This window comes from Streptomyces sp. NPDC096048 (assembly GCF_044763415.1).
Lineage (GTDB): Bacteria > Actinomycetota > Actinomycetes > Streptomycetales > Streptomycetaceae > Streptomyces.
The window spans coordinates 631,008-649,881 of the sequence record NZ_JBIWGG010000004.1 but is presented as its reverse complement, the minus strand read 5'-3'; the positions used below and the strand labels follow the sequence as shown (position 1 = coordinate 649,881).

Here is an 18,874-nt window from a genome sequence, read left to right as displayed (position 1 = left end):
GCAAGGAGGAGATTCCGGCCGAGTGCGTCCACTCTGCGTGGGACGCGAGAATGCTTCCCTTCGGGGATGACCCGCTCTTGAGGGGCTGATGAGCTAGGGACGTGCAATCCCGTATCCCCCGGCAGTCGGCCGGCGAGCAGGACGTCCGGCGCCCGGACGGCCCCGGCCTCGATACCCGGTTCAGCGAAGAACTGGCATCGGTGGTCACTGGCGCCCGCCGCAGAGCGGTACGGGACGGGGACCGGCAGATCGACACGGCCCATCTGCTGCACTCCCTCCTCGAGTACGACCCCGAGGCCCGCGCCGTCCTCGGCGACGGTCCCCAGGTCGCCCGGCTGCTCGGCTACCTCGTGCAGCGCAGCATCGGCTACGGCCTGCGCTGGCAGAGCACTGTGGAGGACTCGGGCGCCGTACCCGTGGTGAGCGGGGTCGCGGGCTTCTCGCCGCTGGCCGCCGCGGCCATGGAGGACGCCTGCGTCCGTGCCGCCCGGCGGGGAATGGACCGGGCCTGCGGTGTCGATCTGCTCGCGGCCCTCGTCACGGACCCGCAGGCGCGGGCCGTCGAGGTGCTCGGCCGCGCCGCCGTCGAGCCGCGTACGGTGCTCGCCCGCGTGGAGAACCACTTCGAGCCGACGACCTGATCCCCTGGCCCGTCGGTCACCCGCCACCCCCTGGCCCGTCGGTCACCCGCCCGTCCCCTCGGTCACCCGCCCGTCCAGTCGGTGAGACAGGTGTCATTAGGGGTGACGGTCATGTCGTCCCCTGTCATCATGTGCCGGTGCATACGTCTGACAGTGCTCGCGTCCGCCGCGGCAAGGGGGCCGGGCTCGGCCTGGCGCTCGCGTCCGCGGTCGCCTTCGGAGGGTCCGGGGTCGCGGCCAAGCCGCTGATCGAGGCGGGCCTCGACCCGCTCCACGTGGTGTGGCTGCGCGTGGCCGGCGCGGCCCTGGTGATGCTGCCGCTCGCCGTGCGCCACCGTGCGCTGCTGCGCCGACGGCCCGGACTGCTCGCCGGCTTCGGGCTGCTGGCCGTGGCGGGTGTCCAGGCCTGTTACTTCGCCGCGATCTCCCGCATCCCCGTCGGCGTCGCGCTGCTCGTCGAGTACCTGGCGCCCGCCTTGGTCCTCGGTTGGGTGCGGTTCGTGCAGCGGCGGCCGGTGACGCGGGCGGCGGCGCTCGGTGTGGTCCTCGCGGTCGGCGGACTCGCCTGCGTCGTGGAGGTCTGGTCGGGGCTGGGCTTCGACGCCCTCGGACTGCTCCTCGCGCTCGGCGCCGCCTGCTGCCAGGTCGGCTACTTCGTCCTGTCCGACCAGGGCAGCGAGGCAGGAGAGGAGGCGCCTGACCCGCTCGGCGTCATCGCCTACGGCCTGCTCGTCGGGGCCGCCGTGCTGACCGTCGTCGCCCGCCCCTGGTCGATGGACTGGTCCGTCCTCACCCACGACGTTCCCATGGACGGCACACCCGTCGCCGCCGGCCTGCTGCTGGCCTGGATCGTGCTCATCGCCACGGTCCTCGCCTACGTCACCGGCATCGTCGCCGTACGCCGTCTGTCGCCGCAGGTCGCGGGCGTCGTGGCCTGCCTCGAAGCGGTCATCGCGACCGTCCTTGCCTGGGTGCTGCTGGGCGAGCACCTCTCCGCCCCGCAGATCATCGGCGGCGTGGTGGTCCTGGTGGGCGCCTTCATCGCCCAGTCGTCGACACCGGCGAAGGGCTCCACGGACCCGGTGGCGAGCGGGGGACCCGAAAGGGAGTTGTCCAGCCGTGGAACGGCGACCTAAGGTGCTGATCATGCATTCCGACGTACTCGTCCTCCCGCCTCCGGCCGCCTGAGGCGGGCCCCTCTGATCAGCCCGGCGCGCTGTCGCCGGGCCGGACGGTGCTGCCCGCAGACGCAGTCCCCGCGCTCCCGGTCCTTCCGGGGCCGCTTCGAACTTCCGCGCCCTGTGCGCGTCTGCGGAGAGAACTCGTGTCGAATGCCGTCTCAGGCCTGCCCGTCGGGCGTGGCCTCCTCTATCTGATCGTCGCCGGTGTCGCCTGGGGCACCGCCGGTGCCGCCGCCTCGCTGGTCTACCGGGCCGGCGACATGGGGCCCGTCGCGCTGTCGTTCTGGCGTTGCGCGGCCGGGCTCGTCCTGCTGCTCGCCGTCCGTCCGCTGCGTTCGCGCGCACGCACGGCGGTACGCGTGCCGTTCCGCCGCAAGGCACCGCGGGCCGTTGTCACCGGCCTCGGCCTCGCGGTGTTCCAGACCGCCTACTTCGCCGCGGTGCAGTCCACCGGCCTCGCCGTGGCCACCATCGTCACCCTCGGCGCCGGCCCGGTGCTGATCGCGCTCGGCGCGCGGCTCGCCCTCGGGGAACACCTGGGCCGGGGCGGGGCCGCCGCCGTGGTCGGAGCGCTCGCCGGGCTCGTGGTGCTCGTGCTCGGCGGCGGAAGCGCGACGGTCCGTGTGGCGGGCGTACTGCTCGCGCTGCTGTCCGCGGCCGGATACTCGGTGATGACCCTGCTCATCCGCTGGTGGGGGCGCGGCGGCGGGGCGGACGCCGCCAGTACGTCCGTCGGGGCGTTCGCCGTCACCAGCCTGTGCCTGCTGCCGCTCGCCCTCGCGGAGGGACTGGTGCCGCACACCGACGAGCCGGTGCGGCTCCTGTGGCTGCTTGCCTACGTCGCCGCGGTCCCGACCGCCCTCGCCTACGGGCTCTACTTCGCCGGCGCGGCCGTCGTCCGGTCCGCCACCGTCTCCGTGATCATGCTGCTCGAACCGGTCAGCGCGGCGGCGCTGGCCGTCCTGCTGCTCGGCGAGCACCTCACGGCGGCGACCCTGGCCGGAACGCTGCTGATGCTCGGTTCGGTCGCGGGGCTCGCGGTGGCGGAGACTCGGCAGGCACGGACGAGGCCGGCGCCGGCGTGACGGCGGGGGGCCTCTCGACGAGAGAGGCCCCTTCTCCGCGTGGGGAGGTGAGCCGTCTTCGGCCGGGCCCGCTGCGGCCCTCTGCCGGCAGGGGGGCGGGGGTCGCCTTCCGCCAGACCGGGCTGTGCCCCCGTCGGCAGGGCACGGGGACGTCTTCGGTCAGTCCCCGCTGCCGCTGCGGCGCACCAGGTGCTCGCGGGCGGCGTCGTCACGCGGACCGTTCCGCTCGGCCAGCCCGGCCGCGATGCGGTCCCAGACCTCCTCGGGGCGCTTGCCGGCGTACTTGAACTTCGCCCGCACGCCAGTCACCTCCAGCCGCAGCCCGCGAAGGCCCGACAGGAGCCTGCCGTACGGTGCCTCGCCCGCCGTGGCCCGCGCGGAGCCCCCCTCCGGCTGGAAGTGGCCGACCTGGCGGTCGAGCAGGCCGGCCTTACCCGCCGAGTCGTCCACGACACGGGCGTGGCAGCGGAGCTGGACGGCCGCGTAGAAGCTGGTCGGCACGCCGTGCTCGGGCGGGCCGTCCGGGGCGGCCTGCCAGGGGCCGGGGACGTACACGTAGTCGTCGACCACGCTCAGCAGGACGACGGGGTCCGCCTCCAGCGCGGGCCACAGCGGGTTGGGCCGCGCGAGGTGCGTGACCACCTCGCCGTACTCGCCGAACCCGGCGTCGTAGGCAAAGTGCAGGGGCTGGACGTGGGGCGGCTCGCCGGGCGGGCCGTTCACCGCGAGCTGGCCGAAGTCGTGCAGGGACAGCCACCGCCGCCACTCGGCGTCGTCGTGCGGCGCGTCCCAGGGGTGGACCAGCATCACGGAGCCGAAAGGTAGCCGGGCAGCCCCGTGCCGGCGTCCAGGTCCGGGTCGGCGATCGGGGCGTCGTACCCCTTGCGCAGCGGGACCAGGCCGGCCCAGTGGGGGAGGGCGAGGTCCTCGGGCTCGTCGTTCACGCCGCCGGTGCGGAGCTTGGCGGAGACCTCGTCCAGGTCGAGGCGGATCACGGCGGTGGCGGCCAGCTCCTTCTTGTTGGCCGGCCGGGAGTCGGCGGAGCGGCCGGGCACGACATGGTCGACCAAGGCGTCCAGGGCCGTGCGCTTCTCGTCGGGGTCCGTCACGTCGTACGCGGTGCCGTGCACGACGACCGACCGGTAGTTGAGCGAGTGGTGGAAGGCCGAACGGGCCAGCACCAGCGCGTCCACATGCGTCACCGTCAGGCACACCGGCAGGCCCGGGTCGGCCGCGCCCGTCATCCGCAGCGGGCGGGAGCCCGTCGAGCCGTGCACGTAGAGCCGGTCGCCCACCCGGCCGTAGAGCGTCGGCAGCACCACCGGGGCGCCGTCGCGGACGAAGCCGAGATGGCAGACGTAACCCTCGTCGAGTATCGAGTGCACCAGCTCCTTGTCGTAGGAGGCCCGGTCGGGGGAGCGGGTGGGGACGGTGCGGTCGGTGGGCGTGTACGCGGCGGCGGGTTGCGACGGCGTCCGCGTCTGCGAGGTCCCCTGCATGGCGCTCTCCATTGCACTAGTGCATAATTGGCTTTGTGCTAGGAGAGTATCGGATCACAGGGCGGGGCGCAGCGGAGATCTCCGCGAGTGTCGAGCGCGCGGTGGCCTCGGGAGAGCTGGAGCCGGGGCAGCCGCTGCCACCCATGCGGGAGCTGGCGGAGCGGCTCGGGGTGAACCCGAACACCGTGGCCGCCGCCTACCGCACCCTGCGCGAGCGCGGGGTCATCGAGACCGCCGGGCGGCGGGGCAGCCGGGTGCGCTCGAAGCCGGCCACCACGGGGCGCGAGTTCATCCGGGTCGAGGTGCCGGAGGGCGTGCGCGACGTGTCCGACGGCAATCCGGACCCGGCGCTGCTGCCCGCCCTGGGGCCCGTGTTCGCCGCGGCGGCCGAACAGGGCGACCGGGAGCCCGTCCTGTACGGGCACGCGCCCGTGGAACCGGAACTGGTGCGCCTCGCACGCGCCGAACTGGCCGCCGACGGGGTGCCGGAGGGGCCCGTGGCCGTCACGTCCGGCTCGCTGGACGCCATGGAACGGGTGCTGGCGACCCACCTCAGACCGGGCGACGCCGTCGCCGTCGAGGACCCGGGCTGGGGCAGCCTCCTCGACCTCGTCCCCGCTCTCGGCCTGCGCACGGTCGCCGTCGGCGTCGACGACGAGGGACCGCTGCCCGACGACGTACGGCGGGTCCTCGCGGCCGGCGCCCGCGCCCTGGTCGTCACGGACCGCGCGCAGAACCCGACGGGCGCCGCGGTGAGCGCCACGCGCGCGCGTGCCCTGCGTGCCGTGCTGCGCGAGCATCCTCGGACGCTGCTGATGGAGGACGACCACGGTCACCGCATCGTCGACCTGCCCCTGCACCCCCTCGCCGGTACGACGCACAACTGGGCCTTCGTCCGCTCGGCCGCCAAGGCGTACGGCCCCGACCTGCGCCTCGCCGTGCTCACCGGGGACGCCGTCACGCTGGACCGGGTGCGCGGGCGGCAGCGGCTGGGCCCCGGCTGGGTCAGCCGCATCACCCAGCGGGCCGTGACCCGGCTGTGGGCGGACGGCTCCGTGGACGCGCACGCGGTGGCGGCGGCCTACGGGCGTCGCCGGAACGCCCTGCTCGGCGCCCTCGCGGAGCGCGGGATCGCCGCTTATGGGCGCAGCGGCATGAACGTGTGGATCCCGGTGCCGGACGAGACCGGCGCCGTCGCCCGGCTGCTGCACGCCGGGTGGGCCGTGGCCCCCGGCGCCCGCTTCCGCGTGAGCGCCCCGCCCGGCATCCGCGTCACCGTCTCGACGCTGACGGAGCAGGACGCCGGCCCTCTGGCGGACGCGGTCGCGGCGGCGGTGGGGCCGGGGGCGGGGCCGCTGCGGAGCTACGTCTGACGCGTGGGCCCGCCTGCGTCCTCGCCCTCGTCCCCGGCTACGTGGTGGCCTTGGCGCGCTCCCGTGCCCGCCGGGCCGGTTCCGTGGTGCCGATGGCCGCCTTGGGCCGTGTCTGGGTCAGCGCCGCACCCGCGAGGACGATCGCCGCGCCGACCGGCGTCGACCAGGACAGCGACTCGCCGAGCAGCGCGACGCCCGCGGCCGTGGCGATGACCGGGGTGAAGTACGTGACCATCTGCGCTGTCGTCGGGCCGACCTCGGCCACCAGGTCGTACTGGATCAGGAAGGCGAGCCCGGTGCCCAGCGTGCCCAGCGCCACCACCGCCAGCAGCGGCATGGCCGGGAAACTGGTCGGCATCGAGGTGAACAGCGGCGTCACGACGGCCAGTTGGACCGTGGCGAGCCCCAGCTGGGCGCCGGTCAACGAGAGGTGGGAGTGGCGGGAGCCGGCCAGCGTGCGGCGGACGTAGATCCAGCCGATCGGATAGCTGAGCGAGGCCAGCAGGGCGAGCGCCGTGCCCGTGACGTCCAGGCCGTGGAAGCCCTGCCAGACACCCAGCACCGTCAGAACACCGAGGAAGCCGATGCCGAGCCCGGCCACCCGTCGCCGCGTCGGCCGGTCCTCGGAGAGGGCGACCAGCGACAGGGCCATGCCCCACAGGGGTGAGGTCGCGTTGCAGATGCCCGCGAGCGACGACGGGATCGTCAGCTCCGAGAAGGCGAACAGGGAGAACGGCAGCGCGTTGAGCAGGAACCCGGCGACCCCCAGATGGACCCAGGTCCACGCCCCGCGCGGCAACCGCTCACGCTTCACCGCCATGGCCGCGGCGACCACGGCGGTCCCGAACACCAGCCTCCCCAGCGTGACCTGGAAAGGGGCGAAACTCTCCGTCCCCACCTTCATGAAGAGGAAGCTGAAACCCCAGACGAGGGAGAGGAGCCCGAAGCGCAGCCGCCAGTCGAAGACGCGGCGGGCTGCGGGGGAGGACGTGACACCGCTGCTCATGCGGACAACGATGATGCAGCCGTCCTCGTAGCACAATCGAGATTACGCCCGGAGTATCTCGTAGCATTGCTTACATGTTGAACCTGGAGCGCCTGCGCACCCTCGACGCCCTCGCCCGGCACGGATCGGTGAGCGGCGCCGCCGGCGGCCTGCACATCACCACCTCGGCCGTCTCCCAGCAGCTGGCCAAACTGGAGCGCGAGGCGGGCCAGCAGCTGCTCGCCAAGAACGGGCGGGGCGTGCGGCTCACGGACGCGGGCCGGCTGCTCGCCGAGCACGCGGCCCGCATCCTCTCCCAGGTCGAACTCGCCCAGGCCGACCTGGAGGCCCAACGCGGGCAGGTAGTGGGGGAGCTGAGGCTGTCGGCGTTCCCGACGGCTGCCCGCGGACTCTTCCCCGGCGCGCTGGCCGCCCTGCGCACCCGGCACCCGGCGCTGCGCATCCGCTCCTGCGAGCTGGAGCCGGAGCGCGGCATCAACGGCGTGGTGCGCGGAGACCTCGACCTGGCCGTCGTACTCGACTGGTACAACAAGCCGATGCCGCTGCCCGAGGGCCTGGTCAAGGCGCCGCTCCTGGACGATCCCGCGGACGTGGCCATGCCGGTCGGCCACCGGCTCGCGGACCGCGACGAGGTGGACCTCGCCGAGTTCGCCGAGGACGAGTGGATCACCTGGGGCGAGGGCGAGTTCTGCCACGAGTGGCTGATGTTCACCCTGCGCTCCAAGGGCATCGAGCCCATCGTCGGCCATCGCGCCGCCGAGACCCACACCCAGCTCGGCCTGGTCGCCGCGGGGCTCGGTGTGTGCATCGCACCGTTGCTCGGTCGCCATCCGATGCCGGCCGACGTCGTCACGGCACCGCTGAAGCAGCGGGTGCGCCGGCACGTGTACGTCGTCTGGCGCGCGGACGCCGACCGCCGCCCGTCGATCCGGGCGGCGGTGGAGGCGTTGCGGTCGACGGCGGGGGAGGTGGGGGAGGCGGGCAACGCGGGGGAGCCGGGCAACGCGGGGTGAGCCGAGCCGGTCAAGGCGACGACAGCTTGCGGAAGTCCCAGGAGACGACCTTCTCGGGCGTCAGCCGCAGCCAGGCGTGCCGGCCGTCGTGCGGCATCTCCTCCAGGCCGAAGTTCTTGCGGGCGAACAGCGTCTCGGGGAAGTCGAGTTCGGCGTACAGCTCGCCGGTGCGCGGTGCCTCGCCCACGAACTCCACCCGGCCCGACAGCTCCGCACCCCGCAACTCGTCGTACTCCTCGCCGGTGTCCACCACGATCGCCACCCGGGGGTCGCGCCGCAGCTCCGCCCAACGCCGGCTGCGCACGACCGAGTACAGCCACATCGAGGAGCCGTCCCAGGCGAACCAGAGCGTGCTCACGTGCGGTGTGCCGTCGGGCGAGACCGTGGCGACCCGGCAGGTGCGCTGGGTGGTGAGGAACGCGTCCAGCTCGCCGGGAGTCATCATGATCTTCCGGCCCCGGCGCTGGGGGACGGTCATCCGGCCAACTGGATCGAGTCCCCGCTGACCGTGATCTGCACGGCGGGCAGCGGCTTGGGCGCCGGACCGCTCTGCACGCTGCCGTCGGTGATCGAGAAATTGCTGTTGTGACAGGGGCAGTTGATGACGCCGTCGGTCACGCTCTTCACGGCGCACCCCTGGTGGGTGCAGGTGGCGGAGAACGCCTTGAACTCGCCCGCCGCGGGCTGGGTGACCACCACCTTCTGGTCGGCGAAGACCTTTCCGCCGCCCTCGGGGATGTCGGCGGTCGCCGCGAGCGCGGCTCCGGCGCCGGCGTTCTCACCGCCGCCCGCCGATTCGGTGGCCGGCGCCGGGTCAGCGGCGCCGGTGTCGCTCGACGCGTCGTCGCCCGAGCCGCCGCACGCGGTCAGCGCGACGGCGAGCCCCGCCGCTCCGGCCGCCGCCACGACGGTACGACGGGCCGGTCCCGCTGCGGGGTGAAACGATGCGCTGGTCATGCTGGGGTCCCTTCCGGGGTGGATGCGTGATGATCTGCCGAGAGGTACGGCCCCGAGGCACGTGCTGTTCAGACCGTGCCGTGATGCTGTCGTGCCGCCGGTCGGGCGGGCGTAAAAAACGGCTGTCGATTCGCTGTCGGTTCGGCCCCGGCCACGGAGAAGCAATCAGTGGAACTCGCCACGGCACGTGACGAACAACGTGGCGCAAACTCGCAGACTTCGCTGTTCAGGTACCTATTGCGGTATCACTCGGCCCTCTAGTGGCATGGGGAGTGGTTGTGTGTGCAATGGTGGGCAAAGTCCCCATGTGCAATCCGTTGTTTCGCGGCATCCGAGTGTCGGAACGACGTGGTCGGCAGGCCTCTTTGAGGACTTGCGTGTGTCTGGCACCAAGTGGAAGGATGCTCGCTGTTCGAGGCGATCCGGAAAACGGCTGCCGCACTTCGCGACACGCCACACAGTATGGCGGCGCAGGCCGCGTACAAGTGGAAACCGGCCCTGCCCATTTACGCCTCATTGTCGATCGAGCGAGTCTGAGCGAGGAATGAAAAAGATGAAGCGGAACACCGAAACGAAGACGTCGGCCAAGGGGCGTCGTGCGCGTGTCCTGCTCCGTTCCCTTGTCGTTCCAGCCGCGGTCGCCATCGGGATGTTCGGTTCGGGTTCGGCGTTCGCCGGTTATGACTGCGTTGCCTACGGGAATGGGGCTACCGCGACATTCCAGAACTACGGGGAAAAGCTGCTCATCAAGGATGATTCGTCGGATGGGCACTCCGCCGTGGCCAAAATCTACTACGGCGACGGCACGAAGGTGTACTGGAACCCGAACGGTGCGGGGACGACGCGTACCGTCGACTTCGATATTCCCGAGGGTCAGCGCGTAGAGGTGGCGGCCTGCATCGGTGAGTACGACGGTTACCGCATCATCGAGTGCAGCCTCTACAAGGTCGGTCAGGCCTGATACCGCGGCGCGGGAGGGGCAGGCGCCTCGGTCGCCCCTCCCCATCCCACTCGTGCACTCCTCGCCGACGATCACCCTCGGTTATTATGGAGCGTTGTCGAACCCACGAGGCTGAAGAGACGGATGGCCCGGAGAAGTGTTGAGAGAGGTCACCGTCACCCGCTACATCGCGCCCTTGCGTGAGGGTGGCTCGCTCCCGGGCATCGTCGAGGCCGACGACCTGGGCACGTACGTGCTGAAGTTCACCGGCGCGGGGCAGGGACGCAAGACACTCGTCGCCGAGGTGGTCTGCGGTGGACTGGCCCGCCGACTGGGCTTCCGGGTCCCCCGTCTGGTGACGGTCGACCTCGATCCGGTGCTGGGGCTCGGTGAGCCCGACCAGCAGGTGCAGGAACTGCTCAAGTCGAGCGGCGGCACCAACCTCGGCATGGACTTCCTCTCCGGCGCGCTCGGGTTCGACCCGCTCGCCTTCGAGGTGAGCCCGGAGGAGGCCGGACGGATCGTGTGGTTCGACGCGCTGGTGAACAACGTCGACCGGTCCTGGCGCAACCCCAACCTGCTGAGGTGGCGGGGCGAGGTGTGGCTCATCGACCACGGCGCGACCATGATCTGGCACCACAACTGGCCCGGCGTCGAGACCTCCGCCGCCCGCCCCTACGACGCCTCCGACCACGCCCTCGCACGCTTCGAGCCGGACGTCCGCTCGGCCGCCGCCGCGCTCGCCCCCCTGGTGACCGAGGAACTCCTCGCCGAGGTCACCGCCGAGATCCCGGACGTCTGGCTGCTGGACGAGCCCGGCTTCGCCACGCCCGACGACCTCCGGCGGGCCTACGCCCGGCCCCTGCTCGCGCGGGCCGCCGCGATCCACGACCGCATCCAGGGGGACCGGTGAGCGACCGCCACGTCTTCGAGTACGCGCTGCTGCGCGTCGTGCCCCGAGTCGAGCGCGGGGAGTGCGTCAACGCCGGGGTGCTCGTGTACTGCCGGGGCAAGTCCTACGTGGGTGCCCGGACCCACCTCGACGAGCGCAGGCTGCTGGCCCTCGACCCGGAGGTCGATCTGCCGGGCGTGCGCGCCGTCCTGCGTGCCGTCGAGGGCGTGTGCACCGGTGGGGACGCGGCGGGTCAGGCGGCCGGTGACGATCCCGGCCGCCGCTTCCGGTGGCTGATCGCCCCCCGCTCCACGATCGTCCAGCCCGGCCCCGTCCACACCGGCCTCACGGCCGACCCGGCGGCCGAGGCGGAACGGCTGCTCGACCTGCTGGTGCGGTAGCCGTGCCCCGCGCGGCTGTTGCGGTAGCGGTGCCCGCGCGGCTGGTGCGGTAGCGGTGTCCCGCGCGCCTCGCCTCAGGCGCGTCGGCGGCGCCTGAGCACGTAGGCCGCGGCCAGCATGGCGCTCGCCACGCAGCTCAGTCCGATCCCGATGTCCCAGTTGCTCGGCCCGATGCCCGACGCGCCGCCCAGACCGCCCTGTGTGCCGCGCGTCGGCGCGACGGTGGGGGAGACGGCGGGAGCCGGCGTGGTGGTGACCGGAGCCGGTGCGGTCGGGGTGGGACGCGGCATGGAGGTCGCGGAGATGGTCGGGGCGGAGTCCCGCCTCGGTGCCCCGCCGGCCGGGCCGCCGTCCGGCTTCCGGGCGGCTTCGATTCCGCCCTGGTCGAGTCGGTTCTCGTCGGGTCGGCTCTGGTTCATGCCGCCCTGGCCGACGTTCTGGCCGTTTCCGCCCTGGCCGTGTCCGTTTCCGCCCTGATCGGGTCGACCCGAGTCGAGGCCGCCCTCGCCGCTTCCGCCGTCGTCGAATCCGCCTTCGTCGGGCCGGTACTCGTCGAGCCGGCCCGTGTCGAGCGCGCCTTGGTCGAGCCGGCCTTCGTCGGCTCCGCTGCCGTCGGCTCCGCTTCCGTCGGGTCGGCTCCCGTCGGACGGGTCCTCGGCGAGTGCGTCCGGAGCGAGTGCGTCCGGAGCCAGGGAGCCAGGGGCGAACGGGTCCGGGTCGACCGGTCCGCTGTCGATGACGGGCTGGGACGTCTTCTGGTGGGTGAGATTCCAGGAGTCCGATTCCTGGGGGTGTGCGGGGTAGGCCAGCGGCACGATCGCGGCGATCGCGACGGCTATGCCTGCGGCCCCGGTACGACGGCGCATGGACGCCTCCTTTTCCAGCCACGAGTGGCTCGCGCTTCGACGCTAGGACGCCGGTGGCGTGCGGGCCCGCAGCGCTGGTCCGATCGGGTGGGCCGGGCGTGACGACGTACCAGGGAGCCGAGGTAATGGATCACACCGGCCCGGTGTCCCGTTGACACCGGGTGCCAGGGCTTCTAGCGTCACGTCTGCGGAAGGTACTAAGCGGTCGCTCACCACCGGGCGGCCCGCGACGCTCCGCATGGGCCGCATCCCCAGGACGAGGAGAAGCAGCAATGTCCACCACTGAGCAGCGGGTCGCCGTAGTCACCGGAGCCGCGCGCGGCATCGGCGCCGCGACCGCCGTACGCATGGCCGCCGAGGGCCGTGCCGTCGCCGTCATCGACCTCGACGAGGCGGCCTGCAAGGAGACCGTCGAGAAGATCACCGCGGCCGGCGGCAAGGCGATCGCGGTCGGTTGCGACGTCTCCGACGAGGCGCAGGTCGAGGCGGCCGTCGCGCGGATCGCCGAGGAACTGGGCGCGCCGGTGATCCTCGTCAACAACGCGGGCGTGCTGCGCGACAACCTGCTGTTCAAGATGAGCGCCTCCGACTGGGACACCGTCATGAACGTGCACCTGCGCGGCGCCTTCCTGATGTCGAAGGCCTGCCAGAAGCACATGGTGGACGCCGGCTTCGGCCGCATCGTCAACCTCTCCTCCTCCTCCGCGCTCGGCAACCGCGGCCAGGTCAACTACTCCGCCGCCAAGGCCGGTCTCCAGGGCTTCACCAAGACCCTCGCCAAGGAGCTCGGCAAGTTCGGCGTCACCGCCAACTCCGTCGCCCCCGGCTTCATCGCCACCGAGATGACCAAGGCCACCGCCGACCGCGTCGGCATGGGCTTCGACGACTTCAAGGCCGCCGCCGCCACCCAGATCCCGGTCGCGCGTGTCGGCGAGCCCGAGGACATCGCCAACGCCATCGCCTTCTTCACCGGCGAGGCGGCCGGCTTCGTCTCCGGCCAGGTCCTGTACGTGGCCGGCGGACCGCTCGACTAGGGAACACGGAGACTAGGGAACACTGGGACCACTGACATGACTGAACTCCCCGGACTCTCCGGCAAGGTCGCGCTCGTCACGGGCGCCAGCCGCGGCATCGGCTACGGCGTCGCCGAGGCGCTCGTCGCGCGCGGTGACCGCGTCTGCATCACCGGCCGCAACGAGGACGCCCTGAAGGAGGCCGTCGACAAGCTCGGCTCCGACCGGGTCATCGGCGTCGCCGGCAAGGCGCACGACGAGGCCCACCAGGCCGTCGCCGTCGAGCGCACGATGGAGGCCTTCGGCCGCGTCGACTTCCTGGTCAACAACGCTGGCACCAACCCGGTGTTCGGGCCGATCGCCGACCTCGACCTGAACGTCGCGCGCAAGGTCTTCGAGACCAATGTGGTCTCCGCGCTCGGCTTCGCCCAGCGCACCTGGCACGCCTGGCAGAAGGACAACGGCGGCGCGATCGTCAACATCGCCTCCGTCGCGGGCCTGTCGCCCTCGCCCTTCATCGCCGCGTACGGCGTCAGCAAGGCCGCGCTGATCAACCTCACCGCCCAACTGGCGCACGAGTTCGCGCCCGGGGTGCGGGTCAACGCGATCGCCCCGGCCGTCGTGAAGACCAAGTTCGCCGCCGCCCTGTACGAGGGCCGCGAGGAGGAGGCCGCCGCGGGCTACCCGCTGGGCCGGCTGGGCGTGCCCTCCGACATCGGCGGCGCCGCCGCCTTCCTCACCTCGGAGCAGTCCGGCTGGGTCACCGGTCAGACGCTCGTCGTCGACGGCGGCATCTTCCTGAACGCCGGCGTGGCCTGATATCGGCTGTCGCCGACCCTCAAGATCGGTCCCGGACACGGACGCCGTTGACGAAAACGGCGTCCGTGTCCGCGTTTCGAGACCACGGGGGAGATGACAACGTAGTCATCGCCAAATGATCAAAACCCCTGTTCAGAAGGGGGTTCAGGTGGCGTGGCGCTGCGGTATGGTCTGCCGACCCTTGGCACGGCGGATCGAGGAGCGTGCGCGTGTTCAACCGGAACCGAGGCCTGCGGCGGGTGGCGGCCATCGTGTCCATATCGTCGCTGGTGACCGGCTGCGGCATCCTGTCGTCCGACGGTTCGGAGGACGAGGGGCCGATCGTGGTGGGGACGACCAGCGCCCCCAGCACGCTGGATCCGGCCGCTTCCTGGGACGGTTCGTGGGAGCTGTTCCGCAACATCTACCAGACGCTCCTCAGCTACCCCAGCGGTGCGGCCGCGCCCGAGCCCGACGCCGCCGAGCGGTGCGCGTTCACCGATTCCACGAACCAGGTCTACCGCTGCGAGCTGCGCGAGGGCCTGACCTTCTCCAACGGGGACCGGCTGGACGCGGGGGCCGTCAAGCACTCGATCGACCGGATCAAGGACATCAACGTCAACGGCGGTCCCGCCGGTCTGCTGGGCAGCCTCGAACGTGTCCAGGCGCCGAGCGAGCGCGAGGTGGTCTTCCACCTCAACAAGCCCGACGCCACCTTCCCGTTCGTGCTCGCCACGCCCGCCATGTCGATCGTCGAACCCGGCGGCTACCCGGCCGACGCCCTGCGCGAGGACGGCGAGGTCGTCGGCTCCGGCCCGTACACGCTCCAGTCGTACGAGGACGGCGAGCGGGCCGAACTGGTCCGCAACGACCGCTACAAGGGCTTCGCCGACCGCCACAACAACGCGGTCACCGTGCGCTACTTCAAGGACTCCGCCGGCATGGTGGAGGCACTGCGCGACGGGGAGATCCAGGTCACCTACCGCGGTCTCGCGGCCGACGACGTCATCACGCTGCAGGGCAGGACCAGCAAGGACGAGGACCTCCAGCTGGTCGAGGGCAGTGGCACGGAGATCCGCTACCTCGTCTTCAACCCCAAGGACCCGTGGGCGGGCAAGAAGGAAGTGCGCCAGGCCGTCGCCCAGGTGATCGACCGTGCCGCGATCGCCCACAAGATCTACCAGGACACCGTCGACCCGCTGTACTCGATGGTCCCCAAGGGCCTGACCGGTCACACCACGGGCTTCTTCGACGACTACGGCGACCCGAGCGTCCCCAAGGCCCGCGAGATCCTCACCGACGCCGGCATCACCGAGCCCGTCCCCCTCACCCTCTGGTACACCAGCGACCGCTACGGCTCCGAGACGGCGCTGGAGTTCAAGGAGATCAAGCGCCAGCTAGAGGCGTCCGAACTGTTCACGGTCACCCTCGAGAACCGCCCGTGGAAGACGTACGTCGCGGGCTACCAGAAGGGCGAGTACCCGGTGTTCGGGCGTGGCTGGTCCCCCGACTTCCCGGACGCGGAGAACTTCATCGCGCCCTTCGTCGGCAAGCAGAACGCGCTCGGCACGCCCTACCTCGTGCCGGAGATCACCGGCGAGCTGCTGCCGCGCTCACGCCGGGAGAGTGACCGCGCCAACGTGGAGAAGGAGTTCGAGCGGGCGCAGCAGATCCTCGTGGACGACGCCCGGCTGCTGCCGCTGTGGCAGGGCAAGCAGTACGTCGCCGCCAGCACGGACATCTCGGGCGCGGAGCGGGCCATGGACCCCTCGACGATCATGCTGATGTGGCAGCTGTACCGGAAGACCAGCTGGTAGGTGCCGGTACGCGCGGGTGGGCGCGTCCGTTGTCAGTGGTCGCCGGTAGATTCTTCAGGACCGGAATCGACCGCACAGCGTAAGGAAGTTGACGTGACCGACACCGCCATGCTGCCCGAGTCCTGGCGCGAGGTGCTGGGCGGCGAGCTGCAGCAGCCCTACTTCAAGGAGCTGATGGAGTTCGTCGAGGAGGAGCGGGCGAACGGCCCCGTCTACCCGCCGCGCGAGGAGGTCTTCGCCGCGCTGGAGGCCACGCCGTACGACCGGGTGAAGGTGCTGGTCCTCGGGCAGGATCCGTACCACGGCGAGGGGCAGGGCCACGGGTTGTGCTTCTCGGTCCGGCCCGGTGTGAAGGTGCCGCCGTCCCTGCGGAACATCTACAAGGAGATGCACGCGGAGCTGGACACCCCGATTCCGGACAACGGCTATCTGATGCCGTGGGCGGAGCAGGGCGTCCTGCTGCTCAACGCGGTGCTCACGGTTCGGGCCGGCGAGGCGAACTCGCACAAGGCCCGCGGCTGGGAGCTGTTCACCGACGCCGTGATCCGCGCGGTGGCCGACCGGACCGACCCGGCGGTGTTCGTGCTGTGGGGCAACTACGCGCAGAAGAAGCTGCCGCTGATCGACGAGACGCGGCACGTGGTGGTCAAGGGCGCGCACCCCTCGCCGCTGTCGGCGAAGAAGTTCTTCGGCTCCCGTCCGTTCACGCAGATCAACGAGGCGGTCGCGAAGCAGGGCCACGAGCCGATCGACTGGACCCTCCCGAACCTGGGCTGAGCCGACGGCGGGCCGGCCGGTCGGCCACCGACCGGCCCGCGCGCGTCACGGGTCGCCTGCCCGGGAATACCGGTACGTGCGGTTAGCGTCGTCGGGGACAGCGACGACGGGCACGGAGGACGCGGTGGCCAAAGGACAGGAGCAGGCGGCGCCGGACGCCGTGCTGACGCGGATCGGGCAGGTCGTCATGCTGCACCACGCGGGCGACCGCGAGGAGGCCCGCCACCGCTTCCTCGGCCTGTGGGCGGAGATCGGCGAGCACGGCGACCCGCTGCACCGCTGCACCCTGGCCCATTACCTGGCCGACACCCAGGACGACCCTGGGGACGAACTGGCCTGGGACCTGCGGGCCCTGTCGGCGGCCGAGGAACTCACGGAGGATCGTTTCGCGGACCGGCCCGCCGACCGGCACGAGGGCACACTCGCCGCACGCGCCCTCTACCCCTCGCTGCACCTGAACCTGGCCGCCGACTACGACCGGCTCGGCCACCGCGAGGCCGCCCGCGTGCACCTGCGGCGCGCCCGCGGGGCGGCGGAGTCCCTCGCGCCCGACCGCTACGGCGAGGGCGTACGCGCGGCCATCGACCGACTGGAGCAACGGCTCGGCGGCACCGGCCCCACCACGGACTGGCCGCCGGACCGACCCGACGGGCGGTGGGGGCCACCACGGCAGCGGCCGTAGCACCGGCGTTCGGCAGTACCGGCCCGTTCAGCGGTGGCGGCCCGTGCAGCAGTAGCGGCCCATTTCGGTGGGCGCAGCCGTTCAGTGGCCGTACGCCTGCTCGCAGATGACCGCCTCGGGGCTGCCCGGCCGCCAGCCGCCGTACTGCTTGCCGAGCGAGCACACGTCGGCGTTCTCTCCGCTGCCCCGGCCGCTCGGACGGGGAATCTCGGGGACCTCGACGCGAGATCGCTCCCGGCCCTGCTCCCGCTCCGGTGCCCTGGGGCGGGCGGGCCGCGGCTGTTGTTCCGGACGGGCGCGGGCGGCGGGGGGCTTCCGCTGCGGTGGGGCCGCCTCCGGGGACGGCGCACGGCGCGGCTCGTCGGAGGCGCGGTCCGGAGTCCGGGAAGGTCCGATCATCTCCAGCGCCTCACGGGCCGGGGCCTGCACGACCCGGGGCTCGGACGGGCCGTCCGGGCGCGGCGCCGAGGAACGGGCGCCGGTCGCCGACGGGTCGGCCCCGGTCGGGCCCTGGACCGTCGTACAGCCGGTCAGGGCCGAGACCGCCACGGTCACCAGAAGCGTTGCGGTGGTCGTCGTTCGATGCACCCGCGTCACTCTGCTGGGTCGGGCCCCGTCCACGGCGCCGGACAAGCGGAGGTTGCCCCGCACGGGTGATCTCCGGCCCCGTACGGAGGCCCCGGGGCCGCCGAGGGTGACGTCAGTCGCCCGTTGCGCCGTCGATGCTCTCGCGGATCAGGTCGGCGTGACCGTTGTGGCGGGCGTACTCCTCGATCATGTGGGTGTGGATCCAGCGCAGGGTGTAGCGCTCGCCGGTGCGCCGGTGCCGGCCGCGGGTCGGTTCGTCGAGGCCGGGGCCCGCCGCGTTGCGCCGGGCCACGTCGATCTCGGCCTGCCAGGTGGCGTAGGCCTCCTGCCAGGTGTCCGCCTCGGTCAGCCGGAACTCGCCGTCCGGGTCCTCGTCGCTGTAGTAGATCGGGTCCGCGTCCTCGTCCGCCAGCACCCTGCGGTACCAGCTCCGCTCCACCTCCGCCATGTGCCGCACCAGCCCCATCAGGGACAACGTGGACGGGGGCACGGAGGCGGTCCTGAGCTGGGCGTCGGTGAGGCCCTCGCACTTCCGGGCGAGGGTCTGCCGGTGGTACTCCAGCCAGCCCTCCAGCATGGTGCGTTCGTCGGCGTCGACGGCGGGTTCGCGGCGTTCGGTCGTCATGTCGGCATCCTCGCCGATGAAGACCCCCGCCCACCAGGGGATTTCAGCCGCCCAGCATGCCGTCCAGCACCTCGCGCAGGCCGGCCCGCACCTCGTCGAAGCTCGGCACCTCCGCGTGGAAGGACCCGGCCACGCAGCTGAACATCAGCCCGTCCGCCCAGGCGACCAGGGACAGCACATGGCGTGCCGGGGAGGCCGAGCCCATCGCCGTGACGAGGGCGCCGAGTTGCTCCCGGAAGCGGGCGCCCGCCGCGTCGAAGTGGGCTCGTAGCTCCGGTCGGCGCGTGGCCTCCAGGGCCAGTTCGTACCGGGCCAGCGTCAGTTCGCGGTTACGGGTCAGGGCGCGGTGCGTCGCCAGTGCCAGCGCGTCCACCAGCGCCTCCAGGCCGTGGCGCGGGTCCGGCATCTCGTTCAGCCCCAGCACCCGCGCCTCCCGGTCGGCCAGGCGCCGCACCGCCAGTTCCAGGAGCGCCTGCCGGGTCCGCGCGAGGTTGGACGTGGAGCCCTGGGGGAGTCCGGCCGCCTCGTCGACGGCCCGGTGCGTGAGCCCGCGCATGCCGCGCTCGGCGAGCAGGGCCAGAGCGGCGTCGGCGACGAGGCCGGCGCGGGAGGCGCCGGCGGGGGGCACGGGAGGTGCGGTGCGTGCGGACATGGAGATCAACCTACCCGCCGCACTACGGCTGTAGTACAGTCGAGGTGAAAGCTTCACTACAACTGTAG

22 protein-coding genes are annotated in these 18,874 nt (G+C 72.1%); 13 read left to right on the top strand and 9 right to left on the bottom strand.

From position 1 onward, the window contains the following. Positions 1-101: 101 nt before the first annotated feature. The 3 genes from ACIQ6R_RS14315 to ACIQ6R_RS14305 all read left to right on the top strand — a co-directional run bounded on the left by ACIQ6R_RS14315 (position 102) and on the right by ACIQ6R_RS14305 (position 2,907). Complete coding sequence (locus tag ACIQ6R_RS14315; protein ID WP_404221293.1) at positions 102-641, top strand: Clp protease N-terminal domain-containing protein; 540 nt, start codon at positions 102-104, stop codon at positions 639-641. Positions 642-772: 131 nt separating this feature from the next. Continuing rightward, entirely contained in the window at positions 773-1,777 is a 1,005-nt protein-coding gene (locus tag ACIQ6R_RS14310) for an EamA family transporter (protein ID WP_404221291.1), read from the top strand. Positions 1,778-1,965: 188 nt separating this feature from the next. Further along, positions 1,966-2,907, top strand: coding sequence for a DMT family transporter (locus tag ACIQ6R_RS14305; protein ID WP_404181258.1), 942 nt, complete (start codon positions 1,966-1,968; stop codon positions 2,905-2,907). A gap of 159 nt (positions 2,908-3,066) precedes the next feature. On the opposite strand, the gene ACIQ6R_RS14300 is transcribed toward ACIQ6R_RS14305, so the two are convergent. Both ACIQ6R_RS14300 and ACIQ6R_RS14295 read right to left on the bottom strand, forming a co-directional pair. Further along, on the bottom strand, positions 3,067-3,714 hold the full coding sequence (locus tag ACIQ6R_RS14300) for an FMN-binding negative transcriptional regulator (protein ID WP_404221379.1): 648 nt from the start codon (positions 3,712-3,714) through the stop codon (positions 3,067-3,069). Continuing rightward, positions 3,714-4,406, bottom strand: coding sequence for a pyridoxamine 5'-phosphate oxidase family protein (locus ACIQ6R_RS14295; protein ID WP_404221289.1), 693 nt, complete (start codon positions 4,404-4,406; stop codon positions 3,714-3,716). The genes ACIQ6R_RS14300 and ACIQ6R_RS14295 overlap by 1 nt, the downstream gene beginning before the upstream one ends. Before the next feature lie 35 nt (positions 4,407-4,441). Here ACIQ6R_RS14295 and ACIQ6R_RS14290 point away from each other — a divergent pair, with 35 nt between their 5' ends. Further along, positions 4,442-5,779, top strand: a complete 1,338-nt coding sequence (locus tag ACIQ6R_RS14290; protein WP_404221287.1) for an aminotransferase class I/II-fold pyridoxal phosphate-dependent enzyme — start codon at positions 4,442-4,444, stop codon at positions 5,777-5,779. 37 nt (positions 5,780-5,816) lie between these two features. On the opposite strand, the gene ACIQ6R_RS14285 is transcribed toward ACIQ6R_RS14290, so the two are convergent. Continuing rightward, a complete protein-coding gene (locus ACIQ6R_RS14285) occupies positions 5,817-6,785 on the bottom strand; it encodes a DMT family transporter (protein ID WP_404221285.1) in 969 nt (322 codons plus the stop codon). A gap of 74 nt (positions 6,786-6,859) precedes the next feature. Here ACIQ6R_RS14285 and ACIQ6R_RS14280 point away from each other — a divergent pair, with 74 nt between their 5' ends. Next, positions 6,860-7,798, top strand: a complete 939-nt coding sequence (locus ACIQ6R_RS14280) for a LysR family transcriptional regulator (RefSeq protein ID WP_404221283.1) — start codon at positions 6,860-6,862, stop codon at positions 7,796-7,798. Positions 7,799-7,808: 10 nt separating this feature from the next. Here the strand turns inward: ACIQ6R_RS14280 and ACIQ6R_RS14275 are convergent, their stop codons facing one another. Next, positions 7,809-8,276 (bottom strand): pyridoxamine 5'-phosphate oxidase family protein, encoded by a 468-nt coding sequence (locus tag ACIQ6R_RS14275; protein WP_404221281.1) that lies wholly within the window; start codon positions 8,274-8,276, stop codon positions 7,809-7,811. Continuing rightward, complete coding sequence (locus ACIQ6R_RS14270; RefSeq protein ID WP_404181237.1) at positions 8,273-8,755, bottom strand: Rieske (2Fe-2S) protein; 483 nt, start codon at positions 8,753-8,755, stop codon at positions 8,273-8,275. Before ACIQ6R_RS14270 ends, ACIQ6R_RS14275 begins: the two co-directional genes overlap by 4 nt. Positions 8,756-9,308: 553 nt before the next feature. Between ACIQ6R_RS14270 and ACIQ6R_RS14265 the strand changes: the two genes are divergently transcribed. The 3 genes from ACIQ6R_RS14265 (at position 9,309) to ACIQ6R_RS14255 (ending at position 10,988) form a co-directional block, all read left to right on the top strand. Next, complete coding sequence (locus ACIQ6R_RS14265; protein ID WP_404221279.1) at positions 9,309-9,716, top strand: hypothetical protein; 408 nt, start codon at positions 9,309-9,311, stop codon at positions 9,714-9,716. Between the two features lie 136 nt (positions 9,717-9,852). Beyond that, complete coding sequence (locus ACIQ6R_RS14260) at positions 9,853-10,608, top strand: HipA family kinase (protein ID WP_404221277.1); 756 nt, start codon at positions 9,853-9,855, stop codon at positions 10,606-10,608. Further along, the gene (locus tag ACIQ6R_RS14255; RefSeq protein WP_404181228.1) at positions 10,605-10,988 is read left to right on the top strand and encodes a DUF3037 domain-containing protein; all 384 of its coding nucleotides are present in this window, start codon (positions 10,605-10,607) and stop codon (positions 10,986-10,988) included. The genes ACIQ6R_RS14260 and ACIQ6R_RS14255 overlap by 4 nt, the downstream gene beginning before the upstream one ends. 74 nt (positions 10,989-11,062) lie before the next feature. On the opposite strand, the gene ACIQ6R_RS14250 is transcribed toward ACIQ6R_RS14255, so the two are convergent. Continuing rightward, positions 11,063-11,854: a hypothetical protein gene (locus ACIQ6R_RS14250; protein WP_404221275.1), complete on the bottom strand. Its 792-nt coding sequence runs from the start codon at positions 11,852-11,854 to the stop codon at positions 11,063-11,065. Positions 11,855-12,126: 272 nt separating this feature from the next. Between ACIQ6R_RS14250 and fabG the strand changes: the two genes are divergently transcribed. The 5 genes from fabG (at position 12,127) to ACIQ6R_RS14225 (ending at position 16,941) form a co-directional block, all read left to right on the top strand. Further along, positions 12,127-12,888, top strand: a complete 762-nt coding sequence (gene fabG / locus ACIQ6R_RS14245) for a 3-oxoacyl-ACP reductase FabG (protein ID WP_404221273.1) — start codon at positions 12,127-12,129, stop codon at positions 12,886-12,888. Between the two features lie 36 nt (positions 12,889-12,924). Then, positions 12,925-13,686 carry an SDR family oxidoreductase gene (locus tag ACIQ6R_RS14240; protein WP_404181219.1) on the top strand — a complete coding sequence of 254 codons (762 nt, stop codon included), beginning with the start codon at positions 12,925-12,927 and terminating at the stop codon, positions 13,684-13,686. Between the two features lie 209 nt (positions 13,687-13,895). Then, a complete protein-coding gene (locus ACIQ6R_RS14235; RefSeq protein WP_404181216.1) occupies positions 13,896-15,482 on the top strand; it encodes an ABC transporter substrate-binding protein in 1,587 nt (528 codons plus the stop codon). 93 nt (positions 15,483-15,575) lie between these two features. Beyond that, entirely contained in the window at positions 15,576-16,259 is a 684-nt protein-coding gene (gene ung, locus ACIQ6R_RS14230; protein ID WP_404181213.1) for a uracil-DNA glycosylase, read from the top strand. A gap of 124 nt (positions 16,260-16,383) precedes the next feature. Next, the gene (locus ACIQ6R_RS14225) at positions 16,384-16,941 is read left to right on the top strand and encodes a hypothetical protein (RefSeq protein ID WP_404181210.1); all 558 of its coding nucleotides are present in this window, start codon (positions 16,384-16,386) and stop codon (positions 16,939-16,941) included. Positions 16,942-17,022: 81 nt separating this feature from the next. Here the strand turns inward: ACIQ6R_RS14225 and ACIQ6R_RS14220 are convergent, their stop codons facing one another. The 3 genes from ACIQ6R_RS14220 to ACIQ6R_RS14210 all read right to left on the bottom strand — a co-directional run bounded on the left by ACIQ6R_RS14220 (position 17,023) and on the right by ACIQ6R_RS14210 (position 18,806). Further along, positions 17,023-17,529 (bottom strand): hypothetical protein, encoded by a 507-nt coding sequence (locus ACIQ6R_RS14220; protein ID WP_404181207.1) that lies wholly within the window; start codon positions 17,527-17,529, stop codon positions 17,023-17,025. 112 nt (positions 17,530-17,641) lie between these two features. Then, positions 17,642-18,154, bottom strand: a complete 513-nt coding sequence (locus ACIQ6R_RS14215) for a DinB family protein (RefSeq protein WP_404221271.1) — start codon at positions 18,152-18,154, stop codon at positions 17,642-17,644. Between the two features lie 43 nt (positions 18,155-18,197). Next, positions 18,198-18,806, bottom strand: coding sequence for a TetR/AcrR family transcriptional regulator (locus tag ACIQ6R_RS14210; protein ID WP_404221269.1), 609 nt, complete (start codon positions 18,804-18,806; stop codon positions 18,198-18,200). Positions 18,807-18,874: the final 68 nt, after the last annotated feature.